Annotated in this window: 14 protein-coding genes; 4 read left to right on the forward strand and 10 right to left on the reverse strand. The window is 63.3% G+C overall.

From position 1 onward, the window contains the following. Positions 1-17: 17 nt before the first annotated feature. The 6 genes from JN279_RS29960 to ftsZ all read right to left on the reverse strand — a co-directional run bounded on the left by JN279_RS29960 (position 18) and on the right by ftsZ (position 6,412). The gene (locus JN279_RS29960) at positions 18-1,058 is read right to left on the reverse strand and encodes an ABC transporter ATP-binding protein (RefSeq protein WP_202350967.1); all 1,041 of its coding nucleotides are present in this window, start codon (positions 1,056-1,058) and stop codon (positions 18-20) included. A gap of 21 nt (positions 1,059-1,079) precedes the next feature. After that, a complete protein-coding gene (locus JN279_RS29965) occupies positions 1,080-1,925 on the reverse strand; it encodes a carbohydrate ABC transporter permease (RefSeq protein ID WP_096455638.1) in 846 nt (281 codons plus the stop codon). Next, on the reverse strand, positions 1,922-2,767 hold the full coding sequence (locus JN279_RS29970; RefSeq protein ID WP_202350968.1) for a carbohydrate ABC transporter permease: 846 nt from the start codon (positions 2,765-2,767) through the stop codon (positions 1,922-1,924). Before JN279_RS29970 ends, JN279_RS29965 begins: the two co-directional genes overlap by 4 nt. An 85-nt stretch (positions 2,768-2,852) precedes the next feature. Next, positions 2,853-4,124, reverse strand: a complete 1,272-nt coding sequence (locus JN279_RS29975) for an ABC transporter substrate-binding protein (RefSeq protein ID WP_202350969.1) — start codon at positions 4,122-4,124, stop codon at positions 2,853-2,855. A gap of 36 nt (positions 4,125-4,160) precedes the next feature. Beyond that, complete coding sequence (locus JN279_RS29980; protein ID WP_096455632.1) at positions 4,161-5,204, reverse strand: substrate-binding domain-containing protein; 1,044 nt, start codon at positions 5,202-5,204, stop codon at positions 4,161-4,163. Between the two features lie 176 nt (positions 5,205-5,380). After that, the gene (gene ftsZ / locus JN279_RS29985) at positions 5,381-6,412 is read right to left on the reverse strand and encodes a cell division protein FtsZ (protein ID WP_202350970.1); all 1,032 of its coding nucleotides are present in this window, start codon (positions 6,410-6,412) and stop codon (positions 5,381-5,383) included. 400 nt (positions 6,413-6,812) lie between these two features. Between ftsZ and JN279_RS29990 the strand changes: the two genes are divergently transcribed. The 3 genes from JN279_RS29990 to JN279_RS30000 all read left to right on the forward strand — a co-directional run bounded on the left by JN279_RS29990 (position 6,813) and on the right by JN279_RS30000 (position 10,162). Continuing rightward, on the forward strand, positions 6,813-7,511 hold the full coding sequence (locus JN279_RS29990; RefSeq protein ID WP_096455628.1) for a GntR family transcriptional regulator: 699 nt from the start codon (positions 6,813-6,815) through the stop codon (positions 7,509-7,511). Between the two features lie 287 nt (positions 7,512-7,798). Beyond that, positions 7,799-9,154: a glutamine synthetase family protein gene (locus JN279_RS29995; RefSeq protein ID WP_096455626.1), complete on the forward strand. Its 1,356-nt coding sequence runs from the start codon at positions 7,799-7,801 to the stop codon at positions 9,152-9,154. Between the two features lie 123 nt (positions 9,155-9,277). After that, the gene (locus JN279_RS30000; RefSeq protein ID WP_202350971.1) at positions 9,278-10,162 is read left to right on the forward strand and encodes a helix-turn-helix domain-containing protein; all 885 of its coding nucleotides are present in this window, start codon (positions 9,278-9,280) and stop codon (positions 10,160-10,162) included. Between the two features lie 11 nt (positions 10,163-10,173). On the opposite strand, the gene JN279_RS30005 is transcribed toward JN279_RS30000, so the two are convergent. The 3 genes from JN279_RS30005 to JN279_RS30015 are packed head-to-tail and all read right to left on the reverse strand — an operon-like array spanning position 10,174 to position 13,176. Further along, positions 10,174-10,986, reverse strand: coding sequence for an aspartate/glutamate racemase family protein (locus tag JN279_RS30005; protein ID WP_096455624.1), 813 nt, complete (start codon positions 10,984-10,986; stop codon positions 10,174-10,176). Then, positions 10,983-12,344 (reverse strand): dicarboxylate/amino acid:cation symporter, encoded by a 1,362-nt coding sequence (locus tag JN279_RS30010; protein ID WP_096455622.1) that lies wholly within the window; start codon positions 12,342-12,344, stop codon positions 10,983-10,985. Before JN279_RS30010 ends, JN279_RS30005 begins: the two co-directional genes overlap by 4 nt. Position 12,345: 1 nt before the next feature. Then, positions 12,346-13,176 (reverse strand): substrate-binding periplasmic protein, encoded by an 831-nt coding sequence (locus JN279_RS30015; protein WP_202350972.1) that lies wholly within the window; start codon positions 13,174-13,176, stop codon positions 12,346-12,348. Between the two features lie 404 nt (positions 13,177-13,580). Between JN279_RS30015 and JN279_RS30020 the strand changes: the two genes are divergently transcribed. Continuing rightward, positions 13,581-15,770, forward strand: coding sequence for a TonB-dependent siderophore receptor (locus tag JN279_RS30020; RefSeq protein ID WP_244734190.1), 2,190 nt, complete (start codon positions 13,581-13,583; stop codon positions 15,768-15,770). Between the two features lie 3 nt (positions 15,771-15,773). On the opposite strand, the gene JN279_RS30025 is transcribed toward JN279_RS30020, so the two are convergent. Beyond that, positions 15,774-16,634 (reverse strand): MurR/RpiR family transcriptional regulator, encoded by an 861-nt coding sequence (locus tag JN279_RS30025; RefSeq protein ID WP_202350973.1) that lies wholly within the window; start codon positions 16,632-16,634, stop codon positions 15,774-15,776. Between the last annotated feature and the right edge of the window lie 19 nt (positions 16,635-16,653).

The raw sequence follows: 16,653 nt of genomic DNA on the forward strand, positions 1-16,653 counted from the left end.
TTTCAAGGCTTTCGGCGTCAAAGGGCATTGGTGGTTTCAGGATCGAACCAGCGGATGCGGTCGGGCTTGGGCGCCAGGCGCAGATCGCGGCCGACCTGAACGCTGGCGTTGGAGTCCAGAATGGCGCGAAACAGCCCACCCTCAACATCGCAAGTGACCAGCGTGTGCGGCCCGAGCGGCTCGATGACGCGCACCGTGGCGCGCAAGCCTTCGTTGCCGGCATCGACGTCTTCCGGGCGAATGGCGAATTCGATCTTCTGTTTGTCTGACTTGGGGCCGGGCAGGGTCAGTCCGGCAACGGTCCAGCTGCCGTTCGCGGCGTTGGTCGCCGGGATGAAATTCATCGGTGGATTGCCGATGAAGGAGCCGACGAAACGCGCGGCCGGATTGCGGTAGACCTCGACCGGCGAGGCCGCCTGGACGATGCGGCCCTGATGCATGACGGCGATGCGGTCGGCGAGGCTCATCGCCTCGACCTGGTCGTGGGTGACATAGATGGTGGTGGTCTTCGACGCGGCCAGCACGCCCTTGAGCTCGGCGCGCATTTCCAGCCGCAGCAGCGCGTCGAGGTTCGACAGCGGCTCGTCCATCAGGATGACGTCGGGCTCCATGGCGAGCGCGCGGGCGACGGCGACACGCTGGCGCTGGCCGCCGGACAATTGGCCGGAATAGCGCTTCAGCAATTGCTCGATATGCATGAGCTCGGCGGTGCGGTTGACGCGGCGCTCGACCTCCTGCTGCGGCAATTTCTTCATGCGCAGGCCGAAGGCGATGTTCTCGAACACGGTCAGATGCGGGAAGACGGCATAGTTCTGGAACACCATGGCGATGCCGCGCTCGCGCGGCGGCAGCTGGTCGACACGGCGGCCGCCGATCCAGACCTCACCCTGGCTCGGCGTCTCCAACCCCGCGACGATCCGAAGCAGCGTGGTCTTGCCGCAGCCCGAGGCGCCGAGCAGCACCATGAATTCCTGGTCTGATATTGTGAGGTCGACCTGGTGCAGCGCGGTGAAGCCGCCGAAGCGCTTGGCCACGCCCTTGATTGCGATCTCAGCCATGGGCCGTCTCCGTGCAGCGCGTCATCGGTTGGCGATCCCCCACATGGCGAAAAGATATTTGCGGACGGCGAAGATGAAGATCAGCGCCGGCACGACCAGCGCCGCTCCGCCAGCGAATTTGAGATAGAGTGGCGACTCGCCAAGGCTTTGCAGCAGGAAGGCGGTCAGCGTGCGGTTTTCGATCGTAAGCACGGCAGCGGCGAACACCTCGTTCCAGGAGATTGTGAAGGCAAACACCGCCGAGGCGGCGATGCCGGGCAGCGCCAGCGGCAGGATCACCTTGCGGAACGCCTGCCAGCGCGTGCAGCCGAGCGTCCAGGCCGCCTCCTCGAGCTCGACGGGAATACCCGAGAACAGCGAGAAGGTGATCAGCACGGCGAACGGCAGCGCTAGCGTGGTGTGCACCAGCGCCAGCCCGATGGCGGTGTCGTCGAGGCCGGTGCGGATGAACATCACCGCCAGCGGCAGCGCCAGAAGCGGCAGCGGGAAGGCGCGGGTCATCAGCACCAGGAAGCGGAACGTGCCCTTCCCCGGGAAATCGAAGCGCGACAGCGCGTAACCGGCCGGCGCGCCGAAACCGATGGCCAGGATCATGGTCAGCGTCGCGACGAGCACCGAATTCCACAGCGCCCGGGCGACGCCGGCGAAATTGATGAAGAAGGAAAGGCTGCCGAGGTCGAAGGACGGGAAGAAGCGCTTGGGGAAAGCGGTCACCTGGTCGGGCGACGACAGGGCGTTGACGATCAAGAGATAGATCGGCAGCAGCACCCAGACGCAAAGCAGAAGGGCGGTGGCGATCAGCAGCCAGTCGCCGGCCTTGCGCGCGTCGGCGACCGCCGCAACCGGCGTTTCGGCAACGGCGCTCATATCCGGGCCTCCTTGGGAACACGCAGCACCCTGAGAAAGAACAGCGTGAAGCCGATCGAGATGGCGAGGATGAGCAGCGCCGAGGCGGCGGCGACATTGCGGTCCTGCAGCGTGAATTGCCAGTTATAGGTCTCGCCCATCAGCACCGGCAGATTGGTGCCGCCGAGGGCCGCAACCACGGCGAAGACCTCGAAGGCGAGGATGACGCGTAGGATGATCGCCGTCTGCAGCGAGGGGCGCAGCAGCGGCAGCGTGACGCGCACAAAGCGCTGCCAGGGGCTTGCCCCGAACACTTCCGCCGCCTCGTAATATTCCTTGGGGATCAGCCCCATGCCGGCGACGAGGATGACCATCATGATTGCGGTCGCCCGCCAGATCTCGGCCAGCGCCACGGCAATGAAGATGGTCAGCTTGCTCTGGTAGCCGAGAAACATGACCGGCCTGTCGACGATACCGAGGCCGGAAAGCAGCGTGTTGAGGAAGCCGGACTGGTCGAAGATGGCAAGCCAGATCAGCCCGGAGGCAAGGTCGGAAATGCCGAGCGGGATGGCGAAGACGTAGAGGGCCGCGCTGCGCCCGGTCTCCAGCCGCGACACGACGCTTGCCATCAGCAACGCCATGGTGAGCTGGATCGGCACCACGATCGCGGCCAGCAGCAGCGTGTTGCGGATGGTGACCGGGAATTTCCAGCTGCCAGCCATGGTGCGGAAATTGTTGAGGGTGAAGGCGCCGTCGCGAGTGACAGCCTCGAAGGCGACCAGCGCGAACGGGTAGAGGAAGAAGATGCACAGGAACAAGGTCGCCGGCATCAGCAGCAGATAGGGCAGAGCCTTGCCGTGCATTTTTGTTGTCCTTCGAAACCGCGGTCTGGGCGCCCGGAGTGCAACAAACTCCGGACGCCCCCTCGGGAGGATTCTGGTTGGCGGCCTATTTCACCGGGCAAGCGCCCGAGGATGGCTTGTCGGGCGCCCAGCACGGCGCCTTCGCCTGGTCGATGATCGCCTTGAGCGCGGCCGCTTGCTGTTCGAGCACGCCATGCACGTCCTCACCGCCGAGCACGATGCGCTCGAAACTATCGGTGTAGACCTGGTTGAACTTGCCGCCGAGGTCACCGAGCCCCATCGGCAGCAGCGCCGGCAGTGCGTCAGGAGCCCCGGTCATGGTGGCGATCGCCGGGCCGAAGGCCTTCACCGAAGCCGGCATGTCGTCGGGCAATTTGACGTCGACGACAGGGAAGAAATTGGTCGCCTTCAGCGTGGCGATCTGGGTTTCCGGCTTCAGCATATAGGCGACCAGCGCCTTGGCTTTCTCCGGGTCCGGCGAGGTTTTGGGAATGGCGACACCGGCCACGACAGGCATGAAGCCGCGGCCGGCAGGACCGGCTGGTGCGGGAAAGGCAACGAACTCGTCCGGCTTCTTGTTGAAGGCATCGGCGAGCCGCGCGACATGGTCGAACGCGACCCAGACTTCGCCCGAAAGCAGCGGTTCCTGCATGAAGGCGTAGTTGGTCGAGTTCGGATTGGTGTACTGCCACAATTCCTTGAACTTGTTCCACGCCGTCTCGGCTTGCGCCGAGCGGAATTTCGTGACCATCGAACCAGTGTAGGATGGGTAGAGAAAACCTTCGAAGAAGCGATGCTTCAGTCCTTTGGGACCAGCCGGAAAACCGAATTTCGGCGAGCCGGTCTTCTCGGCGATATTCTTCGACCATTCGATCAGCTGGTCATAGGTGATGGTGTTGAGATCGGTGCCCGCCGGCAGATATTGCAGCGCCTGCTTGTTGGCCGCCATCAGATAGGTGGCCTGCATCCAGGGCATGTATTTCTGCTCGCCGGTGCCGAGCATGCCGAGTTTCTTGTAGGCCTCGTTGACCTTGACCCCGCCGACATTGACATGCGACAGATCGACAAGGCTGGCGCCGACGGTGGAGAAATCGCCGTGCAGGCCGCCAAGCAGGCCGATCGTGCCGGAGCCGGCTTGCAATTCCGCCTGCAGGCGGGTGAGCCAGGGACCGTCCTCGGCAACCTGATAGTCGACTGCGCCTTCAAAGCCTTTCAGCACCTCGTCGCGCATCTTCTGCGTCTCTTCGACCGGACGTGCCTGCGTCGACCAGAACAGCACCTGTTGTGCCTCGGCACCACCAGCGGCGACCGAGAGTGCCAGCGCGGCCCCTGCCAATATCTTCAATGCTTTCATCATGGTCTTCCTCCCTGGATATGCGCCGGCATTGCGGCGTCAGCTTTTTGTCCGTGGCGCCGGTCCATGGCTTGCCCGCGCAACCAGTGTCGGCCGGATCAGCCGCGTCAGCGGCTTGCCGGGCTTCTCGGCGATGATGGTGAGCAGCATGTCGGCGATCTCGCGCGCGCATTGCCGGATCGAGGCGTCGAAGGTGGTGAGGCCCGGCGGCGCATAGGCCGACGCAGCAATGTTGTCGAAGCCGATGACGGACAGGTCGCGCGGCACGCTGAGCCCGGCACGGACAGCCTCCTCCATCACGGTCAGCGCCAGTTCGTCGAACAAAGCGACGATGGCCGTCGGCCTGTCGGGGCCTCGAAGCATCCGGTTGACGGCCTCGATGCGCGCCTGCTGGTCGAAGCGCGGCGCCGTCACCACGTCGAGCCGCACCGAGGGGTCGCCCCGCCGGGCAATGGCCGCCGCGAGGCCATCTTGCCTCAGATGACGAAAGGTCATCGCTTCGGAGATCGTCACCAGGCCGAAATGGCGGTGGCCGAGATCATAGAGCATGTCGAAGGCTTCGCCGAAGGCGTGCGCGCCATCGGTGTCGAGCCAGTTGTAGCCGAAGTCGCTGTCGAGCAGCCGGCCATGAGCGACAAACGGAAAGCCACGCTCGCGCAGATAGGCAAGGCGCTCGTCGGTCTCGGCGATGCGGGTGACGACGACGCCGTCGGCGCGCCCGGATTCAACGACATGGCGCAGCACCGACAGCTCGGAATGGCCAAGCGCGGCCGTCGCCAGGATGAGGTCGGCGCCATGCGAGACCAGCCCTTCGCCGAGCCCGGTGACGAATTCGCCGAGGAAGGAATCGACGAGGTTGGGGCCGCGTATCGGCAGGACGAGGCCGACGAAGCCGCTTCGACCCGAGACAAGCGTGCGCGCCGCGGTGTTGGGCACATAACCGGCCTGGCGCGCCGCCTGCGCGACGCGCTCACGCGTCTTGAGCGCGATCTGCTCATGGCCGGCAAGCGCCCGCGAAACCGTCGTGATCGACAGGTCCAGGCTTGCCGCGAGTTCCTTCAGCGTGATGACGCGGGTGGTCACCGATCCTCCCTCAGGCGAGTTTGAAACGTTTGTAATTGCCTTTTGCAAAAATGCAAACGTTTTAAATTTCGATCAGAGGTGATGTCAGCCGGGTACGGAACGCGAGCAAACACGGCGCGCCTGCGCTGTTCTGCAGGCCGCCTGCCCGAGGCTCCGTCAACTCAAAGGGAAAAGGCCTACTGTAAAATCCGTGCGGCGGAGGGCATGGAACGGTCATGGGCGATGCCGGCATCGGCATCGGCGATCGCCCTATCGAGGCCGGTCGCCACCACCGAGACCCTGAAGCGGCCTTCCATGCTCTTATCGAAGATGGCGCCGACAATAATGTCGGCGTCCTCGTAGACCTCCTCGCGGATGCGGGTGGCAGCCTCGTCGACCTCGAACAGGGTCATGTCGCGGCCGCCCGATATCGAGACCAGCACGCCCTTGGCGCCCTTCATCGACACTTCGTCGAGCAGCGGGTTGGCGATCGCGGCTTCCGCCGCCTTCATCGCCCGGCTTTCGCCCGATGCCTCGCCGGTCCCCATCATGGCGCGGCCCATGCCGCGCATGACCGATTTGACGTCGGCGAAGTCGAGATTGATCAGGCCTTCCTTGACGATGAGATCGGTGATGCAGCTGACGCCGGAATAAAGCACCCGGTCTGCAATCACGAAGGCGTCGGCGAAGGTGGTCTTGGCATCGGCGATGCGGAACAGGTTCTGGTTCGGGATGACGATCACCGTGTCGGCGGCTTCGCGCAGCCGCTCGATGCCTTCCTCGGCCATCTGCATGCGGCGCCGGCCCTCGAAAGTGAAGGGCTTGGTGACGACACCCACCGTCAGGATGCCGGCCTTGCGCGCTGCCTGGGCAATGACCGGGGCGGCGCCGGTTCCGGTGCCGCCACCCATGCCGGCGGTGACGAAACACATGTGCGTGCCGGCCAAGTGGTCCATGATCTCGTCGAGCGATTCCTCGGCCGCGGCCCGGCCGATCTCGGGCAGCGAGCCGGCGCCAAGACCCTCGGTGACATGCGCGCCGAGCTGGATCAGCCGCGTCGCCTTCGACATGGTCAGCGCCTGGGCATCGGTGTTGGCGGCGATGAATTCGGTTCCCTGAAGCTGCTCCGCGATCATGTTGTTGATGGCGTTGCCGCCACCGCCGCCGACACCGATGACGGTGATCTTGGGTCTCATCTCGGAGATTTCCGGCTTCTTGAACTCGGCCATGCCTGCTTCTCCTTCGTCAATTGCGCGCGCTTCACGACCCATCCGCAGACTGCCTCTAGGACATTGCAATCGAGCGGCATGACGCGAATCAGTCCGTTCGGATGGGTGCCCCAAAAAGCCAGAGAGCGGCCGGACGTGCAAGTGCGCGAAAGGTCAAGATTTGTGATGGCGATATTGCAAATCGCTACGCGGATGCCGCGTGCCTGCCGCGTGCGCCGGCATCTTTGCCGCGCGACCTGCCCTTGGCCACATTGCTAACAGCTTGCCGCATAACGATTGAGGCGTCTATCATGTGCAGATATATCGACTTCGGCGTCGGCCGTGCTCGACCCGATCAGGATCATCTGCGGCTGCCGTCGTCAGGCCAGATTTCAGAACGAATGAAGTAGCGCCCCCGCCAATGGCCGACAGAACACAATTCGGGCTGAGCGCCATCGACAGCGTGCCCCTGCATGAAAAGGTCTATCTGGAGCTTGTGCGGGCGCTGATGTCGGGCCAGTTCACGCCAGGCCAGAAGCTGACCTCGCGCAAGCTCGCCAAGGAACTCGGTACCAGCGACATGCCGGTGCGCAGCGCCTTTATGCGGCTGCAGGCGCTGCGGGCGCTGAGCCCTATGCCGAACGGCAGTGTCGAGGTGCCTGTCATTTCGGCCGAACGGTTTTCGCAATTGACAGCAGTGCGCACGATCCTGGAAGGCTCGGCGACCGAACTCGCGACAAAGCGCATCAACGGCAACAATCTGCGGACGATCCGGCGCCACAGCAGCGAATTGACCCTGGCGGCGCGCGAGGGCGACATCGACGATTATCTCAGGAAGAACTACGCCTTCAAATTCTCGATCTATCGCCATTGCGGCAACGAGCAGATGATCTTCCTGATCGAAACCGTCTGGATGCAGGTCGGCCCCTTCCTCCGGAACCTTGCCATGGGGTTCGAGGACGATCTCTCCCCCATCCTCGATATCGATTATCACGAGGAAGTCGTCGCCGCGATCGAGGCGCAGGACGCGGCGCGCGCCCGCGCGGCCATCGTGCGCGACATCGAAGAAGGCGCCGCGCACATCTTGCGGCAGGCCAGATTTCCGGGTGCCGGGCGCTAAGATCGCCGGGCGACAGTCGCTCGTCCCAAAGGCCGATCGTGCCTGCCCGGCGGCGAAGCCGCATGCCGAATGCCCCTTGGCTTTCCGCTATCTTGCCTCTATGTTGCGATCGCAGATCGCGCAATTGGTTTTCAAATGCCTCCCGACATCCCGGCTAGTGACTTGAAAAAATAAGGAAAAATATCTGGCGTCAAGCGGATAGGCTTTCCGAAAACTGACAAGCATTTTTTACCAGGGATAGCGCAGCCGGCAGGGCTTGGGCACCTTCGAAAACCAGAGGTTTTAAATTGAGCGATGCAATTGCGGACGTCCTGAGCTGGCTTGAAAGCAGAAGAGACATACAGAGCCTGAGGGCGGCGGTGTGCGACCTCAACGGCGTCATGCGGGGAAAACGCATACCCGTGGAGCAGGCCCGCAAGGCGCTGGAAGGCAAGCTGCGCATGCCCTATTCGCTGATCGGGCTCGACATCTGGGGAGAGGATATCGAAGGCAACACGCTGGTTTTCTCGACCGGCGATGCCGATGGGCTCTGCCAATGGACGGGGCGCGGCATCCTGCCGGTGGACTGGACGGCGCATCCGACGGCACTTGTCCCGCTCTGGCTCGCCGACGAAAGCGGTGCGCCCTATCTTGGCGACCCCCGGCGGGCGCTGGCCCGCATCCTCGACCGCTACAAGGCGCTCGGCCTGACCCCGGTCGCGGCAACGGAACTCGAATTCTATCTGGTCGATCCGCAATCGCAGCGGCCGGTCGGGCCTGTGTCGCCGGTCACCGGGCGGCGTCTCGATTCCGACGCGGCGCTGTCGATCGACGAGATCGACGATTTCGAGGCCTTCATCCATGACGTCTACGAGGCCTGCCGGGCGCAAGGCATTCCCGTCGACACGGCGATTGCCGAAAATGGCGTCGGCCAGTTCGAGATCAATCTGAACCACGTCGCCGACGCCTTGCGGGCAGCCGACGACGCGGTGCTGTTCAAGCGCACGGTGAAAGGCATTGCCCGCAAGCACGGCTTTGCCGCCTGCTTCATGGCCAAGCCCTATGGCGACCGGGCCGGCAACGGCTTTCACGTCCATTTCAGCCTTATCGACGCCGAAGGCCGCAATGTGTTCGACGACGGTACCGACCAGGGCTCCGAAATCATGCGCCATGCGGTCGGCGGGCTGCTGGCGGCGATGGCCGAGAGCACGCTGGTGTTCGCCCCGCATTTCAATTCCTATCGCCGGCTTCGCCCGCGCTCCTATGCACCGACCGCGGTCGCCTGGGGCTACGAGAACCGCATGGTGGCGATCCGCATTCCCGGCGGGCCGACCGCCGCACGCCGCATCGAGCATCGCGTGTCGGGAGCCGACGCCAATCCCTATCTGGTGCTTGCCGCCATACTGGGCGCGGCGCTGATCGGCATCGAAGGGCAGATGTCGCCGGGCGAACCGACCGGAAGCGACGGGCAAGGCACGGCACCGGCCAAGCTGCCGCCGGACTGGGCATCGGCGATCGCCACCTTCGAAAGCGGGACGCATGTGGCGGAAATCTTCCCGGCGATCCTGCGCGACTCCTTCGTCGCCTGCAAACGCCAGGAGCTGAACACCTTCGCGCTCAACGTCAGCGACTTCGAGATCGAGACCTATCTCGAAAGCGTTTAGGCTCAACTGACCATAAGCGTCGGCGCGGACGACCTTCGAACAGCTGTAAAAGGCAAAGGACTTGCGGCGCGGGCATAAACATGATTATTTTTGTCATGTATTATGCCCGGAGACAGACAGCACTTGACCTTCGTTGCGCGCATGGAAAGCCGGATCGAGGGCTTTTCGGTCATCGGCGACCTGAAATGGCATCTTTGGGACGGCGTGGTTGCCGATCTCTGGGATGTCTCGTGCGGTGACCGGGCCGAGGGTTACTATGTCTCTCCCGATCCCCGGCTGTTTGTCGCGCTCGACGTGGATGGCGACGGCGCCTTCTTCGTCGAAGGCGCCAAGGGTGAATTGAGCCGCCACGATCAAGCCCTCTCCATGGCCTACATTCCGGCCGGCGTGCCGATCCGTGGCCGGGTCGAGGGGCTGCGCCGGATCCGGCATCTTGACCTGCATTTCGACGTGGCGACGCTGACGCGCCGCTTCGGCCGCAGTCTTGACCGTGAAACCTTGCAGATGTCGCGCTTCCAGTTCCGCGACGAGCGGATCGCCATGCTGGCCGGCCTGATCGCGGCGGAATGCAGCAGCGACCAGCCCCTGCACGATCTCTATGGCGAGGGCCTGCTCAACGCTCTGTTCGCCAGTCTTTTCCAGATCGATCCGCCAAGAACCGCCAGGCGTCGGTCGCCGCTGTCACGCCGTAAGCTGCGTCTCGTCACCGACTACATCGACGCGCACTGCCTCGACCGTATCCGGCTTGCCGATCTCGCCGCGCTGACCGGCCTGTCGGAAACCGCAATGAGCCATGCCTTCAAGGCGGCAACCGGCGTGCCGCCGCACCGCTGGCAGATGCAGGCGCGGATTGGCAGAGCAAAGGCAATGATGGCGCATGATGGCGCCTCGCTTGCCGACATCGCCGAGGCGACCGGCTTCTTCGACCAGGCGCATCTGACGCGGGTGTTCAAGTCGGTGGTCGGCGTGACGCCCGGCGCCTGGATGAAGACCACCGACCGCCCGTGACATTTCCGCCTTCACGGAACCGAGCGTCTGGCCAGGATGACCGGACTGGCGCGCAGCGATCGGTCATGTCCCGGCAGCCGCGATACGCCCGGCAGGCCCGTGGCGTCCTGCGCACCGAAACCCAAGCGTGTCAGACAGGCTCGCGCCAGGACCGCATTGCTGTCGATGACGACCAATCCACTGACATCGTTGAGGCTTGCGGCCACCACCGACAGTTCGGTGCAGCCGAGAAGGGCGGCATCGGCGCCAGCTGATCGCGCGATATCCAGCGCGCGCTCGGTCTCGATCGCCGCATCCATGATCGAGCCAGCCTTGACGAGGCCGATCGCGTTGTCGACGCGCTGCTGAAACTCGCCATTCGCGGGAAGGCAGAGCCCAAATCCCGCCGCCGACATCCTGTCCTGATAGAAGCCGGAGACCAGCGTGCCCCGGGTGGCAAGAATCGCAACCCGGCCCCGGTCCAGACTGCGACGCGTCTCCGCCACCACTGCGTCGCCGATATGGATGATTTCCGCCTGCGAATTCGCCGCCAGCTGGTCGTACCAATGATGGGCGGTGTTGCACGGCACCGCGATACAGGCGACGCCGAGCGCATTGAGCGTCGAGACCGCGGCCTTCAGAGGCGCCAGCGGTCCGTCATGGTTGCCGAGGATCGCTTCGGTCCTGTCGGGCAGCTGTGGGACGCTGAGGATGACTGAAGGCACATGGTCGTTGTCCCGGAACGCCTGGGTCATTCGGGTCAGCTTGAAGTAGAAGTCGGCCGACGCAAGCGGCCCGAGGCCGCCGATAATGCCAAGCTGCGGACGGATGCTGTCGTCGATCATCCGACGGGCTCGGCTTCGAGCTGCTCGGAGACGGTTTCGACAGGCTGCGTCGTCTCCCTGTGGCTGGGCGCGATCATTGCCGTGCTCGCCGCGACGGTAGAAACGCTGGCCAGCGTCATGAACGTGTCCACGGCGGCATCCACCGCGACGAACAGGGCGAACGCCGCCTCGAAGGGAAGCTTGAGGTAGCCACACACGATGGACATCTGGGACAGGATGAGCAGGCTGCCCATGCCGCCGGTGGTCAGCGCGAGAAGCGCCGAGGCGATGCCGACGAGCACGAGGTCCGGCACGCCGAGCGGATGGCCATAGAGCTGAGCAATGAACAGGGTGCCCGAGGTGTAGAGCAGCGCCGGGCCGGTGCGCAGCAGCGCCGCCTGCAGCGGCACCAGCAGTTCGACGACCACCAGGCTGAACCGCAGGCGCTCGCTCAACAGGTTGATGACCCATGGCAGCGAAGCGACGGTGGAACGCGTGGTGATGGCCACCATGAGCAGGGGCTGGCAGGTCTTGATCGTCGTCCAGTAGCTTCGCCGCGACCGGATGGCGATGATGGCAAAGGCGCCGGCGACGAAGATGAGGCAGGAAAGCCCCATCACCAGCAGGTAGCCGCCCATCAGCATCAGCGGCTTGGTTCCGGTCGATGCGGTCTGGTCGGCGATCAGGATGAAGGTCGCGAAGGGCAATCCCCAGATGAACCAGTTGGTGAGGACCGTACAGGCCCGGTAGACCGCGTTGAGCGCCTGAGTCAGGCTCATCGACGAGGGCTGAGGGATCTTTCCCATGGCGAGCCCGAAAAGCAGGCAGAACAGCAGGACCTGGATGGTCTGGCCCGAGGCCAGTGCGTTGAAGACATTGTTCGGCACCAGATCGAGCAGGATCGAATGCCCGCTCTCGGCGCCCTCATTGGATGGCGGCTGGAACGGGAAGGCGAGATCGGTGGAGACGCTGCCCTGCGAATTGATGAACTCGCCAAGCTCGATGCGCGATTGCGGGTTCTCGACCTGGCCCGGCTGGAGGATTAGCGACAAGGTGCCGCTCACCAGCACGCCTAGGAACGACACAACCAGAACGGCCATACCCACCTTGCCCAGGTAACGCACCGATTTGGGGTCCTGAACCATCGCGGTGATGGAGAAGATGACCGACGAGACCAGATAAGGCAGGACGACCATCTTGAGGAAATTCAGATAGAGCTGCGCGACAGGGCTGATCGCATGGGCAAAGGCCGGATAGTAGAGACCGCACAGGATCCCTGCCCCGATCATCGCCAGCGTCGTCACCGGCGAGCGCAAGATGCGCCTTGCGGCGAGCCGCCAATCGAAAGGCATGGGTCCGGCTGCCTCGGAGATGGCCATGTCAGGCTTTGCTCCCCTGGCGATAGCGGGCGATGATCTCGTCGGTGTTGAGAACCTGCTGACCCCGGGCGAGATCGAGATAAAGGTCGACAAAGGCCGCGAGATGCGGATTGTCGGGCCGCACGCCGACGGCGATGGTGTCGACCTTGTCGGTCAGCGTGATCGAGCGCGCGACGACCGTCATCGACGGATCGTCGACCATCAGCTTCTTGATCTCGAAATCATCGCGATAAGCCATGTCGATCGTCCCGTTGCGGATCGCATCGATGATCAGATCCCAGCTGGCGAAGCGTTGGATTTGTGCATGCGGGAAGGTTGTCGGCGCATAGGTGGCGAAGGAAGAGCCCTCGATCACGCCGAGATCGCCCGCGAAATCGCGGATGATCTGCTCGGGCGGCTTGCCTTGCGCAATACGCGCCAGGTTGAGGCGGTTGGCAATCAGCCCCTGGCGCAGCATGGCATAGGGCCGGGAATAGACGATCGACCGACCGCGCTGAAGCGTCCGGCTGAGTTTGCCGATTGCCAGGTCCGCCTGACCGGAACTCACCAGGTTCACCATGCCGTCGAACGTGGCGGCGGACCGGTCGAACACCGGCTCGACGCCAAGCTGCGCGGCGATGCCGTGCGCCAGTTCCATGTCTATGCCATTGTCGCCCAGCCCGTCAGCCGGGAAGAACGGATTGGAAGCGAAGGCCGGCATTGCGATACGCAACGCATCGCCGCTCGCGACGGGTTTTGGGGCGTTCTGCGCCTGAGTGCTGGCCGCCTGAGCCTGCGAAATCAGCAACCCACCGCTTCCGGCCATAAGCAGCGTACGACGCGTAACCGACATGCGCATTCTCAATTCGTGCGGGAGAGCAAGCAAACAGGTCTGCTCAGTCCGCAGTATGCACGCGGAGGTTAAGCAAGCGTATATTTTACATTGTGCTCTTTCTATATAGTGCTCAAGCTATCGCAACATCGCGTGATATAAGCACTTCCTGATGTATAGAAATCGCGAAGACGGCGCTTCATTGCACGCTTGAGGGCTGACGCGCTGGTTCAAGTCGGCGGTTGGACTAACGCCCCGCGCATGGGCGAGGAGCAGCGGTCACCCGTGACATTTCCGCAACATGATGCCGCGACGTCCCTCGTTTGGACAAGAATGGACAAGCCGCCCAAATCCGTCCAATGACCTGCCTATAAGTTGAGATAAATGATCAAGTATCTCAACGACGACAGGTGGGGACTTTCCTGATGAGCAGACTTTACCGGATGAAGGCGCTTCTGGCGGCCAGTGTCGCCGCCGTCGCGATGATCCCGCCGATCGACGCCTTTGCTCAAACGGCACCTGCCGGCACCCAGCTTGAGCCTGTCGTGGTCGAGGGCGAGGCTGGCGGCAGCGCGACCGACCCGGTCGAAGGTGTCGTCGCCAAGAAGACCACGACCGGCTCCAAGACGGCAACCGACATCAAGGACATCCCGCAATCCGTCTCCGTGGTCGGCCGGCAGGAGATCGACGACCAGGGCGCGCAGAAGGTGGATGAGGCCCTGCGCTATACCGCCGGCGTCTTCGCCCAGCCCTTCGGCCCGGACAGCGACACCAACTGGCTGTTCATCCGTGGTTTCCAGGCGACCGCCACCGGCACCTACATGGATGGGTTGCAGCTGTTCAGCTATGGCTTCGGCGGCTTTTATGTCGACAGTTTCGGGCTCGAGCGCATCGAGGTGCTGAAGGGCCCGGCTTCCGTACTCTATGGCGGCAGCAATCCCGGCGGGCTGGTCAACTATGTCAGCAAGCGGCCGGAGCTCGAACGTAAGCGCACTGTCGAGACCGGCGTCAACGATGCCGGCAATGTCTATCTCGGCTTCGACATTGGCGACGTGGCCAGCAACGGCACGGTCAGCTACCGCATCAATGGCAAGATCGCCGGCGGCGACACCTACAGCGACTTCCAGAACGGCTGGCGCGGCTTCATCTCGCCCAGCATCAGCTGGAAGCCGGACGAAGCGACCACGCTGACCATCCTGGCCAATTACAGCCACATCGACGAGAACCACAATGGCGGCAGCTTTTTGCCCTATGACGGCACGGTAACGGACCACATAGTCGGCGGCGTAAACTACGGCCGCATCGACCCCGATGCGAATTTCACCGAACCGAGCATCGATCTCTACAAGCGCGAACAGGGCTCGATCGGGTACGAGTTCGAACACGAATTGGACAATGATTGGACGGTTCGTTCCAACGCCCGCTTCACCGCCGCCGATATCAATGAGGTCAGTGTCTATCCGAACGGCTGGTCGCTCACCGGCGGGCCTACCGACCTGGCGCGAATAAATTTCGACCACGACACCACGGCAAAGACCTTCCTTCTCGACAACCAGATCGAGGGCAAGGTGACGACCGGTCCAATCGAGCACACGATCCTCGCCGGTCTGGACTTCAAGTACTACAACATCGATCAGGTGCAGTCCTCTGGTCTCTACGATCCCAACTACGACAATCCCATTGATGCCTTCCATCCGGTATACGGATCGCCGCTGACGCCACGCGTCAGCTATCTCAGCCAGAACCTGACCCAGCAGCAGCTCGGCTTCTATGCGCAGGACCAGCTGCGCATCGGCGATGGCTGGCTGGTGACGCTGAACGGCCGCTACGACCGTGGCTGGCTCGACGCCGATAATCGTCCGACCTATTACTCGGCGAGTTCCAGCACGCAGAGCCAAACCGTCGGCGACTTCTCCGGCCGCGCCGGCCTCGCCTATGAGTTCGCCAACGGCGTAACCCCCTATGCCAGCATCGCAACCTTCTTCAATCCGATCATCGGCACCGACGCGATCGGCAATCTGTTCAAGCCCGAAGAGGGTACGCAATATGAAGTCGGCGTGAAGTATGTGCCGACCTTTGTCGATGGCCTGTTCACCGTGTCGCTGTTTGACCTGACGCGCCAGAACGTGCCCTCGAACGTCACGCTCTTCACACAGATGCAGACCGGCGAAGTACGCTCGCGCGGCGTTGAACTCGAAGGCAAGGTCAATGTGACGGATGATTTCCGGATTTCGGGCGCATTCACGGCCTACAATCTCGAAATCACTAAGGATGCCAATCCGGCGCTGATCGGCAAGACACCCTTCATCGCGCCGGAGGTTATGGCCTCGGCCTCGGTCGACTACACGTTCCGCGGCGACTGGTATGACGGCATCTCGGTCGGCGGTGGCCTGCGCTACATTGGCTCCTCATGGGCCGACAACGAGAACACGGCGAAGGTGCCGGCCGTCACGCTCGCCGATCTGAAACTCGGCTACGAGAAGGAGAATTGGGGCGTCGATCTCAACGTCACCAATCTGTTCAACAAGACCTATGTCGCCAGTTGCCAGACGACGCTGACCTGCTCCTACGGCGAAGGCCGCTCGTTCAAGCTGAAGATGCACACGACTTGGTAACGCCTACGAGGACCGCTCGGCCTTCAGCACGGAGACCGCCGCCTCGCTGTTGTGGACATAGTCGTTGGCGTCCGGCTGCTTCTGCACCAGCAGAATGAACAAAAGGTCGGTCAGCGTCAGCTGCGCGTCGCGCGCGGTGATGGACGAGGAGCGCGCACGCTCCTCGTCGGCGATGGTGAAGAGGCGGATGTCGGCGACGCGGCTCAGCGGATTGTCGTGCAGGCCGGTGACGGCGATCACCATCGTGCCGCGCTTGCGGGCAAGCTCGGCGATGCGCAAAGTTTCGATGCTGGCGCCGGAATAGGACAGCGCGAACAGCACGTCGCCGGGCCCGAGCGTCGCGGCATTGGCCATCTGGATGTGGCTGTCGCTGTCGTGCAGCACATTACGGCCGAGCTTCATCAGCTTGTAGGAGAAATCGCGCGCCACCAGCGAGGAGGCGCCGACGCCGACCAGATGGATGCGGCGCGCGCCATCCAGCAGCTCCAGCGTGCGGCCGATGATGCGCTCAGTGTTGGCGGCGACGGTCTGCTGCATCGACAGAAGCTTGCTGCCGATCAGCTTCTTCAGGATGACCGGGTAGGTGTCGCCGACCTCGATCGAGCCGTGGATGACGCCGGCCGGCACCTGCCAGGCCTGCGCCTTGGCCTCGCTGACGGCGAGCTTGAGTTCCTGGTAGCTGGCATAGCCGAGTTTCTGGCTGAACTTGACGACACTCGACTGGCTGCGGCCGATCTCGGCGGCAAGGGCTGCCGTCGACAGGCGCAGCATCTGGTCGGGATTGTCGACGATGTACTGGCCGATCTCGCGATCGCCGGGCGCCATGCCGTCGAGCTTCGCATGGATCTGCTTGAGAACGGACATGAACCCTCTGGCGCGCTTC

The sequence above is a fragment of the Mesorhizobium sp. 113-1-2 genome (assembly GCF_016756475.1).
GTDB classification, from domain to species: Bacteria; Pseudomonadota; Alphaproteobacteria; order Rhizobiales; family Rhizobiaceae; genus Mesorhizobium; species Mesorhizobium loti_C.